The following is a 20874-nucleotide window of genomic DNA, read 5'->3' on the forward strand; positions in this document are numbered from 1 at the left end:
CCGTTGAGATCTCTTGGCCGTCGCCGGCCGTTACGTTATTGCTACTCCTAATAGTACTTTCGTAACGCATTGTAGTGATCGGATTCCGGTGATCGCGGCCACGGAAAGATGCTAGCTTTCTTCTCGATGGAAGCCCCTCCCCCGCATTATAGATACAAGACTACGATGGAGATCCCCGATGAGCGACAGTGAGTCCAACCCCATTGAACTCGTGGCTGATATCGTTTCGGCCTACCTGTCCAATAATTCGGTTCCGCTCGGAGACATCCCGAACATCATCACAGCTGTCCATAGTGCGCTAACGGCGACCAACACGGCTGTGACTGAACCACCGCCGGAGCTGAAGCCGGCGGTATCGATCAAGAAGTCGATCACACCAGACGCGATCATCTGCCTTGAGGACGGTAAGTCGTTCAAATCGCTGAAGCGGCACCTGATGACCCGCTATGGGCTGACGGCGGCCGAGTACCGCGAGAAATGGGGTTTGCCGTCGGACTACCCCATGGTGGCGCCGAACTACGCTGCGGCTCGTTCAGCGCTCGCCAAGAGCATGGGACTCGGTAACAATCGGGTGAAGCTACCCTCGAAATCTGTCGCAAAGAATAGCAGAAAGAAAGCTGAAGCCTAGTCAGTCGCTTCACCGCGACCCCTTCTATCCTCGGTGTAAACGGCACGCTCTATCGGCGAATGTCGTCCAAACCCATTGCCGTTCCTCAATCAGCGCGAGACGCGTTGACACCTGTTCACGCTGATTCAAGTGGGTTTCTGGTGGGTCCACCAGACACGCGACTTCCAGCTTGCGATCGGCAGCCGGCGTGGCGTAACGGAGGGGACCTTCTATCGTTGGCATACCGAGCATGGCGGGCTGAAGGGTGACCAGATGAAGCGCCTGAAGGAGCTCGAGGCCAAGAACGCCCGTGCTTCGGCGAGCGGTGTCGGATTTGACGCTGGACAAGGCGTTGAGGCACTCGACCCGGTTGCGGCCACGGAGGAAAACGTCTTCGGCGTGACCGCACCCCGGCGAAGTGGGCCGCCGCGCGCTCGATCGCGACCTGGTTTCGCTGTGCATGGAAGGCTCCTGAAACGCGAAAAGCCGCCCGAAGGCGGCCTGGAGGGGATGGGCGCGAGGCCGGGATCAGTTGAAGGCGCGGTAGTTATGGCCGACCAGCGTGGTGGCTTTCGCTGCGTCCTTCTGACCCTGACGGAGCTGCGGCCCTTGAAGTCGGCGTAGCAGTAGATCAGCCGGCAGCCCGCCGTGTCGGATATGACAAACCCGCCTATCGGGCCGCCTCCTCCTGCGCCAAGCTGTTGCCAGACACACAACATGCCCGGAGTGGCTGGATCGCCTACCAGTATCCTTGACTTACCTTAAGCTTCATCCGACGATGTAAGCGATTTCGCGATAAACAGCCGCGGGTCGTTTCCGGCAAGACCGGTCCTGGGGAGGACACATGATGAATTGGCTGAAAGGGATGACGCTTGGCGCGATCGCGGCGCTCACGATAGCAGGCGGAGCTCGCGCGCAAGACGTGACTATTCGGGTCGGGAACGTGTACCCGGCCACGCACACCATCCCAGTCGCAACCGCCAAGCTCAAAGAGCTTATTGAGTCTAAATCTGGCGGCACAATAGCCGTTCAGGTGTTCAACAACAGCGAACTCGGCTCCGAGCGCGAAATGGCCGAAATGACCCGGCTGGGGTCGCTCGAGATGGTGTTGAGCGGCCTGCCCGGCACCGGCGCTTATGTGCCCGAGCTCGAGGTGATGGAGGCGTTCTATACATACAAGAGCGTGGAAGACCTCCAGCGGATCAGCGCAGCCATTTTCGACGACCTGAACGGCTTCATGCAGCCCAAGGGCTTCACGCTGGTCGGCATGATGTACCAGGGCCCGCGAAACACGCTGTCCACGAAGCCGCTGAAAACTTTGGCCGACTTCAAGGGCCAGAAGATGCGCGTCCCGCAGACGCCTTTGTTCGTCGCTCTCGCCAAGGCCTGGGGCGCGGTCCCCACCGCGATCGCGCTCGCGGAGGTCTACACCTCGCTCGAGTCCGGCGTGATCTCCACCATGGAGGCCACCAACGAGACGATCGTCACCAGCAACTTTCACGAGAAGGCCAAGAACCTCCTCGTCACGAAGCACAACTTCTACCCGCAGCCGATCGTCGTGAACAAGAAATGGTTCGACGCTCTCAAGCCCGAATACCAGCAGATCATCCTCGACGCCGCCAAGGAAGCCGGCGCTTACCAGATCACGCTGCACAAGGCGGCGGACGAGAAGGCTCTGGCGACCATGCGAGCCGCCGGCGTCACGATCACGGAACCGGCTGATCTGGCCGAATACCGCACGCCCTTGATCGCCATGAACAAGGATTACTTCGCCGCCAAGGGCCCGAAGGTCCAGGCAGTCTACGAGAAGATGCTCAAGCTGTCGAACTTCTGACCGCAGCTGACGGGACCGCACCATGGAACGAGCCTATGTCCGCATCACCGAAGCGCTGGTGATCTTCTGTCTTGTCGTCATGGTTGCGGTCAGCTTCGTCTCGACGCTCCTGCGCGGAGTGCCGGGATGGGGCGGCTTGTTCTGGGCCGAGGAGATCACCCGCTACGCGTGTATCTGGATGATCTTCCTCGCCTCGGGTCTGACCATCCGCTACGGCGTTCACTTCCGGGTGGACCTCCTGACGGCCCGGCTTCCCGCTTCGGCGCAGACGGCATTCAACATCTTCGCCGCGGCGCTAATGATCTGGTTCGAGGTGACGCTGATCTGGTTTGGTTCGGTCGTCACGATCTCGAACATGGACCAGCAGTCCACCTCCCTCGAATTCCCCATGGGCTACGTCTACGCCGCGATCCCGATCGGCGGCGCGCTCATGCTGTTCGAAACGCTGCGGCATGTCTGGCGGACCTTCTTCGCCTCGGGTCAGGACGCCGTTCCCGAAATGGCCGACCGCGTGATGGTCGACTGAGGAGCCATCCATGCTCGGCGTTCTGTTCTCGTCCTTCGCCATCCTGCTCGCCGCCGGCGTACCGATCGCCTTCGCGATCGGCGTTTCGACCTTCCTGCCATTGGTGCTCGACGGCCGCCTGCCGTTCACGCTCGTGATCACGCGCATGTTCGGCGGCATGGACTCCTTTCCCCTGATGGCGATTCCGTTCTTCGTGCTGACGGGCACGCTCGCGACGGCCTGCGATCTCGTCGACCGCATCATGCTGTTGGCCAACTTCTTCGTGGGCCGGATGCGCGCTGGCCTCGCCCAGGTCGACATCCTCACATCGATGCTGTTTGGCGGCGTTTCGGGCTCCGCCGTGGCCGATTGCGCGGCGACGAGCGCCATCCTGATCCCCAGCATGACCACCCGGGGGTACCCGGCAAGCTATGCGGTCGGCGTCTGCGCCTGCGCTTCGACCATCGGGGCGCTGATCCCGCCCAGCATCCCGATGATCATATACGGGTTCCTCACCGGGGTCTCGACCGGCCAGCTTTTCCTCGCCGGCGCGCTTCCGGGCGTCGTCGTCGGGATCCTGCTTATGATCACCGCCTGGCTGCTGGCGTGGCGCGGCAGTTTCGGCACGAACGAGGACGCCGAGAAGCGGACCATGGCGGGGTTCGTCAACGCGTTTTGCGAGTCCGGGCCGGCCTTGACCATTCCGGTGATCATCATCGGCGGCATCGTGTTCGGCGTGTTCACCCCCACCGAGGCCGGCGTCGTTGCGGCGGTCGCCGTGCTGGTGATCGGCCAGTTCTTCTATGGCGGGTTCACGCTGGCGAAGCTGAGGGACGCCTTCATGTCGGCGGCGCTCACAACTTCCATGGTGATGCTAATCCTGGCCGCCTCCACGGTGTTCGCCAACCTGATGACCCGCGCTCGTTTCCAGTCCGAGGTCATCAACCTGCTCAGCACCATCACGGTGGTCCCCGAAGGGCAGCTCTTCCTTGTCGTCGTGCTGCTGTTGATCCTCGGCTGCTTCATCGACGGCACCGCAATCCTGATCATGTTCGCCGCTCCGCTCTACGGCGTCGGGCAGGCGCTCGGATACGACCCGCTGCAGTTCGGCACCATCGTGGTGATGTGCTGCCTGATCGGGGGCGTCACACCGCCGGTCGGAACGTTGATGTTCATCAGCGCGGGCATCGCCAAGGTGGGGCTCGGCACGGCGTCGCGCGGCATCGTTCCGTTCTTCTTCGCCCTGTGCCTAGCGATGCTGTTCGTCGCCATCTTTCCCTCGCTGACCACCTGGCTTCCCCGGCTGCTGCTGGGCTGAAATGCTTTTTGAAGCGCTTCGCCGATGACCGAGGTGTCGCACCTGATTAGAAAGGCGACATAGTGTTGGCAGAGCCAGCCCAACGCGCTGGTAGAGTAATCACCCATCGACGCCGTCGATCCAGTAACGGGCGACGCCGTTGTCACGCGCACCACCCCCATGTTGCTAAGCCGCAGCGTCAAATGCTGCGTTACGAGCGAATAGCGGTTGCCTTTCGGCGCGCTTCAGCGCGATCCGGTCGCAAGCTCGGCGAGCAAGCAATTGGGCGTCTCAACTGTGTCCGCATTGAACAACGAGACGGGAATTATCAAGCACTCGTGGATGCCGCGCGGGTCGCGCCGAAGTTCGTCGGCCGGCCTCAGGTGATCTGGTATCGGGGCGGCGCTCCGCCGCATCCGCGCGACGTTCACAGTTACGGAGGTCGGCATGGGCCAGGGTGGGAGCTTTCGCGGAGGGATTTGAGCAAAGTCTCGGACTTGCGTGTCTCCTTCGCTCCCCTCCCCCACGGCCAACCAAGTTCCCATTGTGGGTAGAATGTAAGCGGATACAGGTAAGCAGCGGGGCGAGGAGGACGGGACTTGAAGCTGGTTCGCTTTGGCGAAAACGGACGCGAGCGGCCGGGTGCCATCGACCCCCAAGGACGACTGCGGGATCTCTCGGGTCACGTAAATGACATCACAGGAGAAGTCCTCGCTCCAGATAGGCTCGCACTCCTTCGCGCGGTCGACCTCGCGACTCTGCCGGAAGTGAAAGGCCCGGTCCGCTTGGCGTTCCGGTGGCCCAGGTACCAAACGTGGTCTGCATAGGTCTGAACTACACCGATCACGCCGAGGAGACCAATGCGCCTATCCCTCGTCAGCCGGTCATCTTCAACAAGCATACGTCTGCGCTCGGGGGTGCGAACGATCCCGTGCTGCTGCCACCGGGATCGCGTAAGCTCGATTGGGAGGTGGAGCTCGCCTTCGTCATCGGTCGCCCCTGCTGGCACGTAAGTGAAGAGAGTGCGCTCGACTACGTGGCGGGATATTGCATCCTCAATGATGTCTCGGAGCGCGAGTACCAAATAGAATGGGAGGGACAGTGGACCAAGGGCAAGAGCTATCCGAGCTTCGCCGCCGTGCGGCCCCTGGCTCGTTACCGCGGACGAGTTTTGCGACCCGCAAGCGTTTGATACTACGAACAGACTCTCTAGTTTAGGCACCTCGAAGAATCGGCGACGCCAGCAAACGCCGTCGCCGTCGATGATGAAGTGAACCGCCCAATTCGGCCATCTGCGGCCGCGGCTCGCATCATGATTGAACGGACGCGAAATCTCTCTGGCCTCTGGCCGGCCCAGCTCTGCGGACGCGGCCTTTGGCTCGGCTCGCCTCTCGATCACGAGCGCAGAATGAGCTCCGGTCGATTATCGTCCCTGATCGTACAGAGGCAGTAGGCGGGCCCGTTCAGGGTGCCAGTCTGTTACGCCGCCCGTCAAACTTGGAACCGATTGAAATGCCGCAGCGCTAACGGGAAGCGAGCGATGAAGAGACCACATGTGGTGATCGCCGGAGCCGGCGCCATGGGCAGCCTCTTCGGCGGCCTCCTCGGCGAGGCAGGCTTGCAGGTTACGCTGTTCACCAAACGGGCCGATCACGTTGAAACCGTTCGGGGTAACGGCCTGCGCATCGTCGGCGAGGGAGGCGATCGCACTATCGCGCTTGATGCGACCACGGACGTGGCCAGCGTCTCGCCGGCCGACATCATTCTGGTTCAGTGCAAGGCAACCGCGACGCGGCGTATGGCTGAGATCATCGTGCCGCTAGTTCGCGATGGCACACTTGTTGTCAGCCTGCAAAATGGGTTGGGCAATGAAGAGTCGTTAGTGGATGTGCTCGGCCCGAAGGTGGTGATTGGAGGCCTGACGTCCATGGGCGCAACCCTCGAAGTGCCCGGCGTGGTCCGAAATTACGGCACCCTGCCGACGATCGTCGGAGAACTTGCCGGGGGCATGTCGCCCAGGCTGGCTCAGCTCGCGCAATTGATGAGCGATCATGGCCTCCCGACAACGGCAAGCGAAGACGTCATGGCCGAGAAATGGCGCAAGTTGATGCTCAACGTCGCAATGTCGGCGACCAGCGGGCTGACGGGCCTAACTATCGGCGAGGTCGCTACCCTCCCGTTACTTTCGGCTGTCGCCAAAAGCGCCATGGACGAAGCCGCGGCCGTGGCGGAAGCTTGTGGCGTTCATCTGCCCCAAGCATCACGCTACGCAATTTTCGACGGCATCGTGGCCAGCGGCGCGGCGCGAAACAAGACCAGCATGCGCCGCGATCTCGAAGCCAGGCGACCCAGCGAAGTCGGAGCCATCTACTTGAGCATCATCGAGCGCGGCCGGCAAAGGAACATACCGACGCCGACGCTGAACGCATTCGCAGCTTTGGTGCAAGGCTTCGAGGCCGCACAGGCCTCCGCGGGCCAGGCCAGACTGATACGCGAGGCGACGCCCACCGACCAGTTTACCTCTAGCTCGCGCTTGGACGACGAGCCAGATTGCCGCGCCCGTTCGTAGCGCGTTTGCGGCCCATCGCGTCGGAGAGGAACAGGTTTGACGTTGTGCTTTGAGGTCGGCCGCAGTGGCCAGCCGGAACGCAGTGACGTGAGAAAAGACTACGCACAAACGCCGTCCTACCCGCCAAGGTTGATTCCGGGGTTGGCCAGTACGACTGTTGCTAAGGTGACGCCTTTGGCTTGCGCGAGGCGGGCGGGCGCATGTCGAACCCGCCATCCAGGGCGTGAAGGTCAATCTCAGCGAGTTCAGCGGCGTCGAAGTCACGCTTCGTGAGCGCCGCCGCGCAATTGACGATCTGCTCGGGGCGGCTCGCGCCGATCAGCGCAGAGGTGACGCGCTCGTCGCGCAGCGCCCAGGCCAGGGCCATCTGCGCGAGCGACTGGCCGCGCCGCTGCGCGATGGCGTCGAGCGCCCGGATCCGCGGCAGGTTGTCCTGCTGGCCCAAGGCGCGATTGAGCCGCGGCGAGTCGCCGACGCCGCCCCGGCTGTCGGGCGGAACGCCGTCGAGGTATTTCGTCGTGAGCATTCCCTGCGCCAACGGCGAGAAAACGATCGCGCCCATGCCCTCCTGGTCGAGGGTGTCGAGTAGGCCGTCGTCCTCGATCCAGCGGTTCAGCAGCGAATAGCTCGGCTGGTGGATGACGCATGGCGTGCCGAGGTCCCGCAGGATCGTGGCGGCCGCCCTGGTCTGCTCGGAATCGTAGGACGAGATGCCGACGTACAGCGCCTTGCCCTGGCGCACCGCGGCGTCGAGCGCCCCCATGGTTTCTTCCAGCGGCGTATCCGGGTCGAACCGGTGCGAATAGAAGATATCGACATAGTCGAGCTTCATGCGCTTGAGGCTCTGGTCGAGGCTCGACAGCAGATACTTCCGGCTGCCCCATTCTCCGTAAGGCCCCGGCCACATGCGGTAGCCGGCCTTGGTGGCGACCACGAGTTCGTCCCGGTGAGCGCTGAAGTCTTTCGCCAGGATCTCGCCGAAAGTCACCTCCGCGCTTCCGCCCGGCGGACCGTAGTTGTTCGCCAGGTCGAAGTGGGTGATGCCGAGATCGAACGCGGTCCGGCACATCGCGCGGGCTCGCTCGAACGGCGCCTGCTCGCCGAAATTGTGCCAGAGCCCAAGCGACAGGGCGGGCAGCTTGAGGCCGCTGCGCCCGCAGCGTTGATAGGGCATACGATCGTAGCGTTCGGCTGCGAAATCAGGCATCGGCGTGGACCCTGCAGCGATCATCGGGGGTCATGCCGCAGCCGCGATCCGGGACGCCGGACGGCCCAGCCGCATGCCGGTATCCGGATCGAACAAGACCGCCTTGGCGGTGTCGAACATCAGGTTCACGGTTGCGCCGGGTCTCGGGTCGGAGGCCGGGTGTACGCGCGCGAGCACGCGCTTGCCGTTGATCTCCGCGAAGATCATGGTATCGGGCCCGGTGGCCTCGATGAGGTCGACCTTGACCATCGCGGCCTGAGCGGGGTGCGCGGAAGCCTGATACGCGCCGCCTTCGTCGCTGATCCGTTCGGGGCGAAGACCCAACAGGACCTTGCGCCCCACGAGATCGCTGCCGGCGGCCGACAAGCTTGGCAGCTTCAGCATGGTCACTCCGGCGCCGGCGTCGATCGCCATGCCGCAGCCGCCGCCGACCGCCTCGATCACGCCGGGGATGAAGTTCATCGGCGGCGCCCCGATGAAGCCCGCGACATACATGTTCGCCGGCTCGTCATACACCTCCTGCGGCGAGCCGAGCTGCTGCACGACGCCATCCTTCATCACGGCGATCAGATCGCCCAGCGTCATGGCTTCGATCTGGTCGTGAGTGACGTAGCAAATGGTCTTGCCGAGCCGCCGGTGCATCATCTTGATTTCGGCCCGGACCTCGAGCCGGAGCTGGGCGTCGAGGTTCGACAGCGGCTCATCGAACAGGAACAGCGTCGGATCACGGGCGAGCGCGCGCCCCATGGCGACGCGCTGGCGCTGGCCGCCGGACAGCTGCTTGGGCTTGCGATCGAGCAGGTGCCCGATCTGCAAAGTTTCGGCGACCCGTTCGACGATGACGTTGCGGTCGGCGACGGGGACCTTTCTGACCTCGAGCCCGAACGACATGTTTTCGCGCACGGTCATGGTCGGGTAGAGCGCATAGGACTGGAACACCATCGCGATGTCCCGGTCCTTCGGCGGCAGATCGTTGACACGCCGGTCGCCGATCAGGATCTCGCCGCGCGAAATCGTCTCCAGTCCCGCGATCATGTTGAGCAGCGTGGACTTGCCGCAGCCGGAGCTGCCGACGAGGATCAGGAATTGGCCTTCGGCGACCTCGATGTCGATGCCCTTCAGCACCTCGAGCCCATTCGGAAAGCTCTTGTAGACGTTCCGGATGCTCAAGCCGGTCATGATCGATCCTTTGGATTGACAAACGCCAGGGCGGTCATGCGCGGTCAGCCCTTGACCGCGCCGGCCGTCAGCCCGCGTACGAAGTAACGCCCACCCAGAATGTAGACGACCAGGGTGGGCAGGGCCGTGATCAAGGCCGCAGCCATGTCCACATTGTATTCCTTCACCCCCTCGCTGGTGTTGACGAGGTTATTCAGCGCCACCGTCACGGGTCGGGAATCGGGCCCCGAGAACACCACCCCGAACAGGAAGTCGTTCCAGATCTGGGTGAACTGCCAGATGATGCAGACCATGAAGATCGGCAGCGACAGCGGCAGGAAGATGCGGCGGTAGATCAGGAAAAAGCCGGCTCCATCCACCCGCGCCGCCCGAACCAGTTCGGGCGGGACGTTCACGTAGAAATTCCGGAACAGCATAGTGGTGAAGGCGATGCCGTAACCGACATGGATCACGATCAGGCCGGTGATCGTGTTCGCGATGCCGAAGGTTCCGAGGAACCGGGCCGCCGGCAGCAGGATCGCCTGGAACGGGATGAAGAATCCCAGCAGCAGCATCGTGAAGATCGCATCGGCGCCCCGAAAGCGCCATTGCGCCAGGACGTAGCCGTTGATCGACCCCACCAGCGCCGACAGAAGCACCGCGGGAATGACCATGCGGACGGAATTGAAGAAGAAGGGCTGGAGCCCGTCACATTGCACGCCCGTGCAGGCTCCGCTCCAGGCCTTGATCCAGGCCGCGAACGTCCAGACTTCGGGCAGCGCCATCATGTGCCCACGGCGCAGCTCGTCCAGACCTTTGAACGACGTCATGACGACGATGTAGGTCGGCAGGACGAACAATGCCGCGAACACGACGAGGAACACGTAGATCGCGATACGGGATGGCGTGAGCCTATGCATCGCGGGTCGACCGGCTTTCGAGATACATCAGGGGCACGAGCACGGCGACGACCATCGTGAGCATCATCATCGAGGCTGCCGCGCCGACGCCCATCAGGCCCCGTTCGAACGAGTAGGTGTAGACGAAGATCGAGGGCAGCACCGTCGAGGTGCCGGGTCCCCCAGCCGTCATGGCGACGACCAGATCGAAAGTCTTGATCGAGAGATGGGTCAGGATGAGCAGCACGGAGAAGAAGACCGGGCGCATCATCGGCAGGATCACGCGCCGGTAGATCAGCGGCAGGGATGCGCCGTCGACCTGAGCCGCCTTGAGAACCTCCTCGTCGACCCCGCGCAGGCCCGCCAGCAGAAGCGCCGTGACGAACCCCGTACATTGCCAGGCGGCCGCGATGACGACGCAGAAGATCGCGCGGTCGGCATCGTCGATCCATGTGAAGTGGAACGTCGTCCAGCCGAGGCTTTGGATCGTCTTCTCCAGCCCGAGCCCCGGGTTGAGCAGCCATTGCCAGGCGGTTCCGGCGACGACCTGCGACAGCGCCAGTGGATAGAGATAGACGGCGCGCAATGCGCCCTCGAGACGGATGCGCTGGTCGAGCAGGATCGCCAGGATGAGACCGACCCCAAGGCACCCGAGCACGAAGGGGACGCCGAAGTAGGCCAGGTTGGCCACCGACTGCCACCACACCTCGTTCGAGAAGAGCTCGCGGTAACGATCGAGGCCGACGAACTGGTAGCGCGGCAGGATGCGGGACGACGTGAACGACAGGTAGCCGGTCACCAGAATGAAAATGTAGACGAAGATCAGGCTCGTCAGGACGCTTGGCGACAGCACCAGCGCCGGGATCCAGCGATCAGCCCAAAGCGACAGGCGTGAAGGGTGCTCTCTCCTGGCGCTTCGACGAATATCGGATGCGACCGAACTCATAGGCGATTGATTATCCCTGGTGATGAGAAGGCGGCGGAGCCCAAACGGCTCCGCCGCCGGACGTTGGCGATCCAGATGTCAGCGCTTGAGAGCCTTGGCCAAGGCGACCGTCGCGCTCTTTGAATCCTGAGTCGAGTTCATGAACTTGACGATGACCTCGCGGACCGCGCCGAGCCTTGCTTCATCGACACCCTGGTTCATCGAAGGCAGCAGCGTGTTCTTGGAGATCGCGTCCTTCAGATCAGCGGCCGACTTCTGAGCGCAGCTGTCGAACCCGTCGAGAGGCGTCGTGATGTTGGCCGGGATGGCGCCTTTGAAGAGCGCCGCCTGCTTCTGATAAGCCGGGTCCATGATGTCGGTGGCCATTGCGAGCTGAGCCTTCGTCGCTTCCTTGCCGTTCTGCCGGAAGAACACGAAGCTGTCGGCGATGAAGGTGTAGGCGCCGGTCGTGCCGGGCCGCGGGGCGCAGACATAGTCCTGGTCAGGCACCTTGTTGGCGGCCGAGAACTCGCCCTTGGCCCAGTCGCCCATGAAGAACATGCCGGCCTTGTTCTCGATCAGCATCGCGACCGCGAGATTCCAGGGGCGGCCCTGGATGCCGCTGTCGAAGTAGCCCTGGAAGCGACGCATGATGTCGAAGGATTTCACCATCTTGTCGGAGGTGATCTCGGCCTGGTCGCCTTCCAGGATGGTCTTGCGATAGAAATCAACGCCCATGGACAGGACAACACCCTCGAAGAACACGCCGTCCTCGTAAGGCGTTTCGCCGTGCGCGATGGCGGTATAGCCGGCCGCCTTCATCTTGTCGGCAAGCTCGAAGAACTCATCCCAGTTGGTGGGAACCTTGCCGCCGACCTTGTCCATGATCGGCTTGTTGATGTACATCGAGTTGATGCGATGGATCCAGTGCGGAACCGCGTAGTACTTGCCCTCGCTCTTGAGGACCTTGTCGATCGCCGGGGGCAGGAGATCTTTCCATTTCCCCGCGATGGAATCGATGGGCGCCAGAACGTCCTGCGACGCCCAGTCCTGCACGGCGGGGCCGCGCATCTGCACGACCTGTGGCGGTGTGCCCGAGACGACGCGGGTCTTCAGAACCGTCATCGCGTTGGAGCCGCCTCCGCCGGCGACCGCCGAGTCCTTCCACGTGTAGCCGTTCTTCTCGATCGTCTGTTTCAGGACGTTGACCGCCTTGGACTCGCCGCCCGAGGTCCAATAATGCAGCACTTCCACATCCTCGGCGCGTGCCGAACCAACCAAGCTGCAGAGCGTCGCCGCCGCCAGCGCGGACATCATCCCGGTTTTCATAGCTTCCTCCAGCTTCGAACTTGTTCTTGTGAGCGAGCGGTCGGCTCTCTGTGCATCACGCGGAGCGCGCCGGTGGGCGCCGCGCCGTCAAGAAAGCCCCTGCCCGACGCCGGTTCTTAAACCCTGACATGCTTAAATGTAACCGTTTTCTTGTCAAGCGATCCAGCGCCGTTCGAACACCGCGCGCGGCGAAATCTCGCATTGTAAACGCGCTATCCGGTGTGACCGCCCGAACAGACAGGGCCATCGGCGGCGCTGGGGTAAGCGTTATCGTCAGTTGGCGCCGCCATCGAGCAGAAGCGTCGCGCCGGTCGTAAATCCACTCTCATCGGCGGCCAGATAAGCCGCAGCGGCGGCGACCTCCTCGGCCGTTCCCAGCCGACCGACCGGGTGCCGCGAGACGAAGAGTTCGCGTGCGGCATTCGGGTCAGGCATGGCGGCGATGCGCTCTTCGAGCGATGGGCTCTCGATCATGGCCGGGCAGATCGCGTTGCAACGGATGCCCCGGGGCGCAAAATCGGCGGAGACCGAGCGTGTCAGCCCGATGACCGCCGCCTTGGTGGCCGAATAGGCAGCCCGCTGTTGAGCGCTGCGTAGGCCGGCCACGGACGCGATGTTCACGATGCTGCCTTTTCCGGCCGCCAGCATCATCGGCAATGCGGCGCGGGTCGCGTTGAACACCGTGTCGACATTGATGCGAAACGCACGCTGCCACGCGTCGGCGTCGACATCCAGGATTGATCCAACCGGCACCCAGCCGACGCAATTCACCAGGATGTCGATGCGCGGCAGGCTGCTGATGGCGGCGGAGAGTTCGGCGGCGTCACAGGCATCGAGAGCGCAGACGGAAATCTGCGGACTCGCCAGACTGTCGAGTTTCGTCCGGTTGAGATCGACCGCAACGACGCTCGCGCCTTCGGATGCGAGGCGCAGGGCCGTGGCGCGGCCGATGCCTTGCGCCGCGCCAGTGACAAACGCCGTTTTACCGGCGAGCCTACTCATCGTCATGTCCCCAACTCTCCACACCGAACTTCCAGGCCTCACCGCGCGCGCCGCGCCAGCCCCGCGATCTTCAGGGCCGCGCAGGCGGCGCCAAAGCCATTGTCGATGTTGACGGCGACGAGGCCGGCCGCGCAGCTTGAGAGCGCCGAGCCCAACGCCACCTTGCCGCCGGCGCCCACGCCGTACCCGACGGATGTGGGCGTCGCGATGACGGGAGCCCGCACCAACCCTGCAAGAACGCTGAACAGCGCTCCTTCCATGCCGGCTACGGCGATGACGATGTCGTGGCGTTCGATTTCCGGCAGGCGCTCCATCAACCGCCAGAGCCCGGCGACCCCGACATCGTGGATCCCGGTCGGCTCGAGGCCATGGAACTGCAGCGTTCGTGCGGCTTCCCGCGCGACAGGCAAATCTGAAGCGCCGGCCGAGACGATCACGACTGAGGCCGTCGGTGGGTCCCCCGCGGGTTGATCGCCTCCGTCCGGTCGCACCACAATGGCGGTCCGCGAGACAGGATCGTAGTCGACATCGGATCGGGCGGAGCATGACAGGGCGGTGAAGCGGTCTTCATCGAGGCGGGTCAAAAGCAGACCCCTGCCCGCCTCGAGCGCCAGGGCGACGATCGCGTCGATCTGCGCGAGCGACTTGCCCGGGCACAGAACGGCTTCGGACACCCCTGTGCGGAGGGACCTCCCCCAGTCCATCTTAATGTCGTCGGTCACCCGGGCCACCTACATCGCCAAGCGCTCCGAAAGCGCTTTCATTGTCGCCGGCGAACTCTTATATCGAAGTTTCGATCCAGGAAAGGGCGTCGGCATGTCGGACGAGCGTAGCGGAATGCGCAAGGGATTGGCGAACTACGGCGACGCCGGCTTCTCACTGTTCCTGCGCAAGGCCTTCATCAAGGCGATGGGCTATTCCGACGACGCCCTCGACCGCACCATCATCGGCATCACCAACACGTTCTCCGGCTACAACGCCTGCCACAAGAACGTCCCCGACATGATCGAGGCGATCAAGCGCGGCGTCATGCTCGCGGGCGGCCTGCCGATCGAATTTCCGATCGTCTCGCTCGCGGAATCCTTCACGCATCCGACCTCGATGTTCCTGCGCAACCTGATGGCGATGGATACCGAGGAGCTGGTCCGTGCGCAGCCGATGGACGCAGTCGTGCTGATCGGCGGGTGCGACAAGACGGTGCCCGCGTTGCTCATGGGAGCGGTCAGCGCCGACGTCCCTGCGATCCTCACCGTGACCGGCCCGATGATCACCGGACACCACAAGGGCGAGCGCCTCGGCGCCTGCACCGATTGCCGGCGGCTCTGGGGCCAGCATCGCGCCGGCGCGATCGACGAGGCGGAGATCGAGGCGATAAGCGGTCGTCTCGCCCCGGGGCCAGGCACTTGCATGGTGATGGGGACCGCCAGCACGATGGCGCTGATGTCCGAGGCGATGGGCATGATGCTGCCGGGCGGCGCGGCGATCCCGGCCGTGTCGGCCGATCGCCTGCGCCATGCCGAGGCGTCGGGCGCACGCGCCGTGGCCATGGCTCGGGAAAACCTTCGCCCGAGCCAAATCATCACCGAGCGCTCGCTGAAGAACGCAATGCGCATCCTGCAGGCGACCGGCGGCTCGACCAACGGCCTCGTCCACCTCGCCGCGATTGCCGGCCGCATCGGCGTCGACCTCGACATGGGAGCCTTCGATCGCATGGGCGCCGAGACCCCGGTGCTCGTCGACCTGAAGCCCTCCGGCCAGCACTACATGGAAGACCTGCACAAGGCCGGCGGGTTGACCACGATCATGCGCGAGATCATCGAGCATCTCGACGCCGACTGCCTGACCGTTACCGGCAAGACCCTAGGCGAGAACATCGCGAACGCCGAGGCGGGGTGGCCCCAGACCGTGGTGCGCCCGCTCGACAACCCGATCCACACCGGCGGCGGCTTGCGCGTGCTCCGGGGCAATCTCGCCCCCAACGGCGCGATCATCAAGCAGTCCGCCGCGACCGCCGCGCTGCTCTCCCATACCGGCCGGGCGGTGGTGTTCACGTCGCTCAAGGACCTCGCCGAACGGGTCGACAGCCCCGATCTCGACGTCACCGCCGATGACATCCTGGTCCTGCAGAACGCCGGCCCCAAGGGGGCGCCAGGCATGCCGGAGGCCGGCTATCTGCCGATCCCCAAGAAGCTCGCCGCCCAGGGCGTCAAGGACATGGTGCGGATCTCCGACGCCCGCATGAGCGGCACCGCCTTCGGCACCATCGTGCTGCACGCCAGTCCAGAAGCCGCTATCGGCGGCCCGATCGGGCTGATCCGCGATGGCGACCGCATCTGCCTCGACGTGGCGAAGGGCGAGCTCGAACTGCTGGTCGATGAGGCGGAACTCGCCCGGCGAAAGGCGCAGTGGACCGCTCCCGTGATGGAGGGCTCCGAGCGCGGCTACTACAAGCTGTATTCGGAGCAGGTCATGCAGGCCGAACACGGATGTGACTTCGCCTTCCTGCGCAAATCGGCGCCGTCAGGCCCGATCTTCTAGGCGCCCGCGACGGCGAGGAGTACCCCATGCCAAGCGTCACGTTCCCCGCCATCGACTTCCCATTTTTGGCGAAGGTCGAGATCCCGCACGTTCGCCGCGTCAAGCTGAAGCACCCGCGTGGTGTCCCCATCACCGATATCGAAGCCACCGTCCGGCGGGCGGTGCGGGCCAGTCGGCGTCTCGGCGCCCTCGCGCCTGGCGCCAGCGTCGCGGTCGGGCTGGGCAGCCGCGGGATCTCGCATATCGCGCTGATCGCTAGGGAGGCGATCGCCGAGCTCAAGGCCATGGGTCTGCAGCCCTTTGTGGTGCCCTCCATGGGAAGCCATGGCGGCGGCACGGCCGAAGGACAGGTGAAGGTTCTCGCCAGCCTGGGCATGACTGAGGAGTACCTCCGCGTCCCCATCCGGGCGACGATGGATGTGGTCGACTACGGCGAGACCGCTGACGGCGCGCGCTGCAAGTTCGACCGCCATGCGGCCGGCGCCGACGCCGTGCTGGTCATCAACCGGGTTAAGTCCCACACCACCTTCGACCGGCCGGTTGAAAGCGGACTCTGCAAGATGGTCGCGGTCGGGCTGGGCAAGGCCGAAGGCGCCCAGCAGGTCCATCGCATCGGACCACCGGGCCTGAGCGATACGCTCCCGGCGCTGGCGCGCCTCGCCTTGCAGAAATCGCCCGTCGCCTACGGCATTGCCCTCGTGGAAAACGCCGCCAAGGAGATGGTTCGCATCGAGGGGGTCGAGCCCGAGGACTTTTTCACGTCGGACCAAAGACTGCTGGTCGAGGCCAAATCGTTTACGGCGCGGCTTCCCTTCGACCCCATCGACGCGCTCGTGGTCGAGCAGATCGGCAAGAACATCAGCGGCGCCGGGATGGACCACGCCGTGATGGGCCGGGCGGATCTGCGCTCCATCCCCAATCCGCCGCCGTTCGTGTCCCGGATCGCGGTGCTTGGCCTTAGCAAGGCGACGGGCGGGAATGGCCTGGGCGTCGGCCTCGCGGACTTCACCACCGTGGGGGTCGTCGAACAGATCGACCTCCAGATGATCTACATGAATTCGCTGACGTCGACGCTGGTCGAGAAGTCACGAATGCCGATCGTGCTTCCGCATGATCTCGACGTCCTACGGGCGACGGTCTCAACCTCCTGGTCGGCGACGGACCTCACGACGCGGCTCTGCCTGATCCGCTCGACCCTGCATCTCGATGACATCCTGATCTCCGAAGCGTTGCTGGCGGATCTCGAGGCGAGCGGCCAGGCCAGCGACATCGGCGAGCCCTTCCCGCTGCGCTTCAACGAAGCCGGCGCGCTGCTGACGCGCGCCTACGCGGCCGACGAAACGCCCTGAACTGGCTCGAAAGCCGGCAAGAAGCATTAGGAGACTCTCATGGCGCAGCTCAGGGTCGCGATCGTCGGTTGCGGGTGGGTGGCCGGTTCGCACGTTTCGCAGGGCTTCGGCCTGCTTCCGGAGTTGTTCGACGTCGTCGCCTGCTGTGACGTGGATCCGGCGCGCGTCGACGCCTTCGCCGCCGAGCACGGCGTTCCGCAGCGCTACACCGACTACGCGGAGCTTCTGAAATCACCCGCGATCGACGCCGTCTCGATCTGCACGCCGCCGTCGCTGCATTTCGAGATGGTGATGGCGGCCCTGCAGGCGGGCAAGCATGTGATCTGCGAAAAGCCGTTCACGAGTTCGCTGCAGTTGATGGACGAGGTGATCGCCGCGCAGGCGAAGGCGAGCGCGCGCGTGATGCCGATCTTCCAGTACAGGTTCGGCAACGGCATCGCGCGCATCAAGCACGTGATCGACTCCGGACTGACAGGGCGCCCCTTCGTCTCCTCAGTCGAGACGGCCTGGAAGCGCGGAGCAGACTACTACAAGGTGCCGTGGCGCGGGAAGTTCGCGACCGAACTAGGCGGCGTGCTGCTGACCCAGTCGATCCACATCCACGACCTGTTCATGTGGCTCATGGGGCCGATCGCGAGCGTCGCGGCTTTCAAGGCGACGCGCGTCAATCCGATCGAGGTCGAGGACTGCGCCGTCGCTTCACTTGTCATGCAGAATGGTTCGTTGGCCTCGTTGACCGCGACCTTGGGCTCGGCGCGGCCCGTCACCCGGATCAGGCTATGCTTCGAGAACGTGACCTTCGAGCGCATGGGGTATGATGGCGATGCGATCCGGCCTGGCGACGAGCCCTGGCTGATCATCCCTCAGCGCCCGGAACTCGCCGAAGCGCTCAACGCCAAGGCGGCCGAGGTTCCTGCCGTCGAACATGTCACATTTGCCCGGCAGTTCGAGCTCTTTCACGACGCCATTGGCAAGCGCCTTCCCTTCCCGGTGACGCTGGATGATGCGCGCCGCACGTTGGAACTGGTCACAGCTCTGTTCCACGCCAACGAATCGCGCAGCGTCGTCGACCTGCCGATCGGACCGGGGCACCCGCTTTACAGGGGGTGGACGCCTACTTAGCGACAGCAGGATTTTTTGCGGTTTTCTTGTAACATGTTTCGTCAGCGTTGATCCGGCGAAGAGTCCATGGCGAAAAAACCCACTGAAACCGTTGCTGCCGCTTCGGAAAGGCCCGCGCTCAAGCAGCGCAGGGTTCGCAAGCCGTTTCAGGGCGCCATCAAGCTGGCCGATGTCGCACGGCAGGCGGGGGTCTCCACCGCAACAGCCTCGCGCGCCATCAACACGCCGCGGCTCGTTTCACCCGTTGCGCGCGAGAAGGTCGAAGCCGCCATCCTGGCGCTGAACTGGATCCCGCATGGCGCCGCCAAGGCCCTTGCGTCGCTGCGAACCCGCACGATCGGCGTCCTGATCCCGACGTTCGGTCACCAGACCATCGCGTCGATGATCGAAGCGTTGCAGCACGAGCTCGCGCTGGCTGACTACACGTTGCTGATGGGCTGGCCGGACCCGATCGTCCAGACCACGCTGAAGCAAGCCTTCAACATGATCGAGCGCGGCGTGGAGTGCCTCATCCTGATGGGCGAGGACCAGCCGCCCGAGCTGATGGCTTTGCTGGAACGGCGAAACATCTTCTATGTGATCGCCTATACCAGCGGACGCTACGGCACCAAGAACTGCATCGGCTTCGACAACTTCCTCGAGATGTCGAAACTCGCGCAGCACCTGCTCGACCTCGGCCATACACGGTTCGGCATCATCACCCGTGGCTTCAAGCATAACGATCGCATCCGCCAGCGCATCGAAGGCGTCAACGCCACCCTCGCCAAGGAAGGCCTTGCGGTGCGGCCCCAGCATTTCGTCGAGGTCTCGCATTTCCTGATCGGCTCGGGGCGTGAAGGCATGCAGACGCTGCTGGCGACGGACAATCCACCGACGGCCGTGGTGTGCGCCAACGACTATCTTGCGGCGGGCGCCCTGATCGAGGCGCGAGCGGCCGGGCTGTCGGTGCCGCACGACGTCAGCATCGTTGGCTTCGACGATGTCGAACTGGCCGCTCAGATCGATCCCCCGCTGACGACCATACGGGTTCCGGCGCGTCATATCGGCCATACGATCGCGCGCTATATTCTCGACCGGCTCGACCATGGCGAAACCGAGCTTCCGGCGCGCATCGAGGCGGAACTAGTGATCCGCGGCACGACGGCTCCGCCGCGGTCGACTGGGCCGGCGCGCGCCTGAGGCGCCCCGGGCGTTACTGGTCCGCTTTAAGATCCGCGCTGGCCTCCGCCGCCTGCTTCAGCGCCCGGCGCTTCGCCAGGGTCGGGGCGCCCGCCAGATCGTCGCTTTCGACCTTGGCATTCACGACATCGCCGGGCCGTCGCACGATCTTGCGCCGCAAGGCGGGCTCGCCGGAGCTGGTGTCGAACGTCCGCGGCAGCACGCGTCTTTGCTCGGTTCTCCAGCGAAGGCCGATGGTGGCGGTTTCCCGGAAGCATTCGGCATGCACCGCGTCGGTTGCGGCTGCGTCCGACAGGATGCGAAACCCGTGCAAGGCGCGGCCCTTCTTGCCGATCCGAAGCGTCAGTGAGACGTCGAGAACGCCCGGATGCGCGCGCAGCCGGTCACACGCCACGGCGATCTCCTCCCCCGTCATGTCGTCGACGTCGAACGCGGTGACGACGACGGTTTCCGAGAGACTCGTCGTCGCAGCGGGCTCATAGACGCTGGCGCGCATTATGTTGGGCATGGCCTCGAGCCTGCGGACGCCCGCGCCGTAGCCGGTCGCCAGGAGCCGCCCGGCGATCGGCCCTGCCTCACCGGGACGTTCGACCAGGTGGCGCAGGATTGCCGCGCCCGTCGGGGTGACGCGCTCGCCGCCGACGCCGTCATCGCGCCAGGTGAAACCCTGCAGGATTTCTGCGGTGGCGGGCGCGGGCGCAGGCAGGAGCCCGTGCTGCGTCTTCACCAACCCAGCCCCGCGCGGGAGGTCGGCGACACGCCAGACGCAGTCGGCAAGCGCCGCCGCGATGCTGCCGGCAGCCACGACGTCGAGCAGCGAATCCCAGTCCGCTATCTCATGGAAATGCACGTCGTCCAGGGCGACGCCATGAATGTGCGCCTCGGCCTTGGCGAGGATCGTCAGGATCGCGACAGCGCGGCTGGCGGTTCCCGCAGCGAGCTGAGCCGCTTCGATCCGGGTGACGAGATCGCGATAGCGGGACAGCGGAGCCTGGACGTCATGGCGGTGCTTGGGGCTCTGATCGGCCTCACCGTGGACGCCATGGACATGATAATGAGTGCGGTCTTCGTGAGGCCGATGGTTGTGCGCGCGTAGCTCCTCGTGGTGGTGGTGTGGATGGGCGTGCGAATAAGGCGCGGGCTCCTGCGGGCTTCCGAGCTTTAGGCGCAGCGCCCTGACGCCGTTGCTGTGCCCCGGCTCGAGCCATGCCTCGCCGACGCCGTCGGGCAGGACGGCGTTGGCGTCGCCGAGAACGCGGGCTTTCAGATACGGGAAGGCGTCGAGCAGGGCGGCGACGAACATGTCGCCCGCGATGCCTCCAACCGGCTCGAGCAGGATCGTCCGCGCCATCGC

General features: G+C 64.3%; 18 protein-coding genes and 1 pseudogene. 11 read left to right on the forward strand and 8 right to left on the reverse strand.

Translation table 11 applies throughout. The annotated features are described in order from the left end of the window. Window positions 1-178 precede the first annotated feature (178 nt). The 7 genes and pseudogenes from AC1DSZ_RS18800 to AC1DSZ_RS18830 all read left to right on the forward strand — a co-directional run bounded on the left by AC1DSZ_RS18800 (window position 179) and on the right by AC1DSZ_RS18830 (window position 6812). Window positions 179-628 carry a Ros/MucR family transcriptional regulator gene (locus AC1DSZ_RS18800; RefSeq protein ID WP_476839884.1) on the forward strand — a complete coding sequence of 150 codons (450 nt, stop codon included), beginning with the start codon at window positions 179-181 and terminating at the stop codon, window positions 626-628. A 123-nt stretch (window positions 629-751) separates the two neighbouring features. After that, window positions 752-962 (forward strand): annotated as a pseudogene (locus AC1DSZ_RS18805) (transposase); the annotation flags it as partial. A gap of 510 nt (window positions 963-1472) precedes the next feature. Beyond that, complete coding sequence (locus AC1DSZ_RS18810; protein WP_476839999.1) at window positions 1473-2441, forward strand: TRAP transporter substrate-binding protein; 969 nt, start codon at window positions 1473-1475, stop codon at window positions 2439-2441. A gap of 22 nt (window positions 2442-2463) precedes the next feature. Next, window positions 2464-2967 (forward strand): TRAP transporter small permease, encoded by a 504-nt coding sequence (locus AC1DSZ_RS18815; RefSeq protein WP_476839885.1) that lies wholly within the window; start codon window positions 2464-2466, stop codon window positions 2965-2967. Window positions 2968-2977: 10 nt separating this feature from the next. Then, a complete protein-coding gene (locus AC1DSZ_RS18820; RefSeq protein WP_476839886.1) occupies window positions 2978-4264 on the forward strand; it encodes a TRAP transporter large permease in 1287 nt (428 codons plus the stop codon). A 775-nt stretch (window positions 4265-5039) separates the two neighbouring features. After that, on the forward strand, window positions 5040-5435 hold the full coding sequence (locus AC1DSZ_RS18825) for a fumarylacetoacetate hydrolase family protein (RefSeq protein ID WP_476839887.1): 396 nt from the start codon (window positions 5040-5042) through the stop codon (window positions 5433-5435). Between the two features lie 348 nt (window positions 5436-5783). Beyond that, entirely contained in the window at window positions 5784-6812 is a 1029-nt protein-coding gene (locus AC1DSZ_RS18830; protein ID WP_476839888.1) for a ketopantoate reductase family protein, read from the forward strand. Window positions 6813-6972: 160 nt separating this feature from the next. Here AC1DSZ_RS18830 and mgrA read toward each other — a convergent pair whose 3' ends face one another. The 7 genes from mgrA to larB form a co-directional block, all read right to left on the reverse strand. Continuing rightward, window positions 6973-8019 (reverse strand): L-glyceraldehyde 3-phosphate reductase, encoded by a 1047-nt coding sequence (gene mgrA, locus AC1DSZ_RS18835; protein ID WP_476839889.1) that lies wholly within the window; start codon window positions 8017-8019, stop codon window positions 6973-6975. Between the two features lie 30 nt (window positions 8020-8049). Then, window positions 8050-9198, reverse strand: a complete 1149-nt coding sequence (locus AC1DSZ_RS18840; protein WP_476839890.1) for an ABC transporter ATP-binding protein — start codon at window positions 9196-9198, stop codon at window positions 8050-8052. Window positions 9199-9242: 44 nt separating this feature from the next. Further along, window positions 9243-10097, reverse strand: a complete 855-nt coding sequence (locus tag AC1DSZ_RS18845) for a carbohydrate ABC transporter permease (protein WP_476839891.1) — start codon at window positions 10095-10097, stop codon at window positions 9243-9245. After that, window positions 10090-10929 (reverse strand): carbohydrate ABC transporter permease, encoded by an 840-nt coding sequence (locus AC1DSZ_RS18850; protein WP_476839892.1) that lies wholly within the window; start codon window positions 10927-10929, stop codon window positions 10090-10092. Before AC1DSZ_RS18850 ends, AC1DSZ_RS18845 begins: the two co-directional genes overlap by 8 nt. 171 nt (window positions 10930-11100) lie before the next feature. Further along, the gene (locus AC1DSZ_RS18855; protein ID WP_476839893.1) at window positions 11101-12330 is read right to left on the reverse strand and encodes an ABC transporter substrate-binding protein; all 1230 of its coding nucleotides are present in this window, start codon (window positions 12328-12330) and stop codon (window positions 11101-11103) included. A 273-nt stretch (window positions 12331-12603) separates the two neighbouring features. Continuing rightward, window positions 12604-13332: an SDR family oxidoreductase gene (locus tag AC1DSZ_RS18860; protein ID WP_476839894.1), complete on the reverse strand. Its 729-nt coding sequence runs from the start codon at window positions 13330-13332 to the stop codon at window positions 12604-12606. Between the two features lie 38 nt (window positions 13333-13370). Next, a complete protein-coding gene (gene larB, locus AC1DSZ_RS18865; protein ID WP_476839895.1) occupies window positions 13371-14054 on the reverse strand; it encodes a nickel pincer cofactor biosynthesis protein LarB in 684 nt (227 codons plus the stop codon). A 115-nt stretch (window positions 14055-14169) separates the two neighbouring features. Here larB and AC1DSZ_RS18870 point away from each other — a divergent pair, with 115 nt between their 5' ends. From AC1DSZ_RS18870 to AC1DSZ_RS18885, 4 genes are all read left to right on the forward strand, one after another. After that, a complete protein-coding gene (locus AC1DSZ_RS18870; protein ID WP_476839896.1) occupies window positions 14170-15870 on the forward strand; it encodes an IlvD/Edd family dehydratase in 1701 nt (566 codons plus the stop codon). Window positions 15871-15896: 26 nt separating this feature from the next. Then, window positions 15897-17219, forward strand: a complete 1323-nt coding sequence (locus tag AC1DSZ_RS18875) for a nickel pincer cofactor-dependent isomerase, group 22 (protein ID WP_476839897.1) — start codon at window positions 15897-15899, stop codon at window positions 17217-17219. Window positions 17220-17258: 39 nt separating this feature from the next. Next, window positions 17259-18341 (forward strand): Gfo/Idh/MocA family protein, encoded by a 1083-nt coding sequence (locus AC1DSZ_RS18880; RefSeq protein WP_476839898.1) that lies wholly within the window; start codon window positions 17259-17261, stop codon window positions 18339-18341. Window positions 18342-18407: 66 nt separating this feature from the next. Further along, window positions 18408-19520: a LacI family DNA-binding transcriptional regulator gene (locus AC1DSZ_RS18885; RefSeq protein ID WP_476839899.1), complete on the forward strand. Its 1113-nt coding sequence runs from the start codon at window positions 18408-18410 to the stop codon at window positions 19518-19520. A 13-nt stretch (window positions 19521-19533) separates the two neighbouring features. On the opposite strand, the gene larC is transcribed toward AC1DSZ_RS18885, so the two are convergent. Then, entirely contained in the window at window positions 19534-20871 is a 1338-nt protein-coding gene (gene larC / locus AC1DSZ_RS18890; protein ID WP_476839900.1) for a nickel pincer cofactor biosynthesis protein LarC, read from the reverse strand. Window positions 20872-20874 lie beyond the last annotated feature (3 nt).

The sequence above is a fragment of the Alsobacter sp. P4_H11 genome (assembly GCF_056400925.1).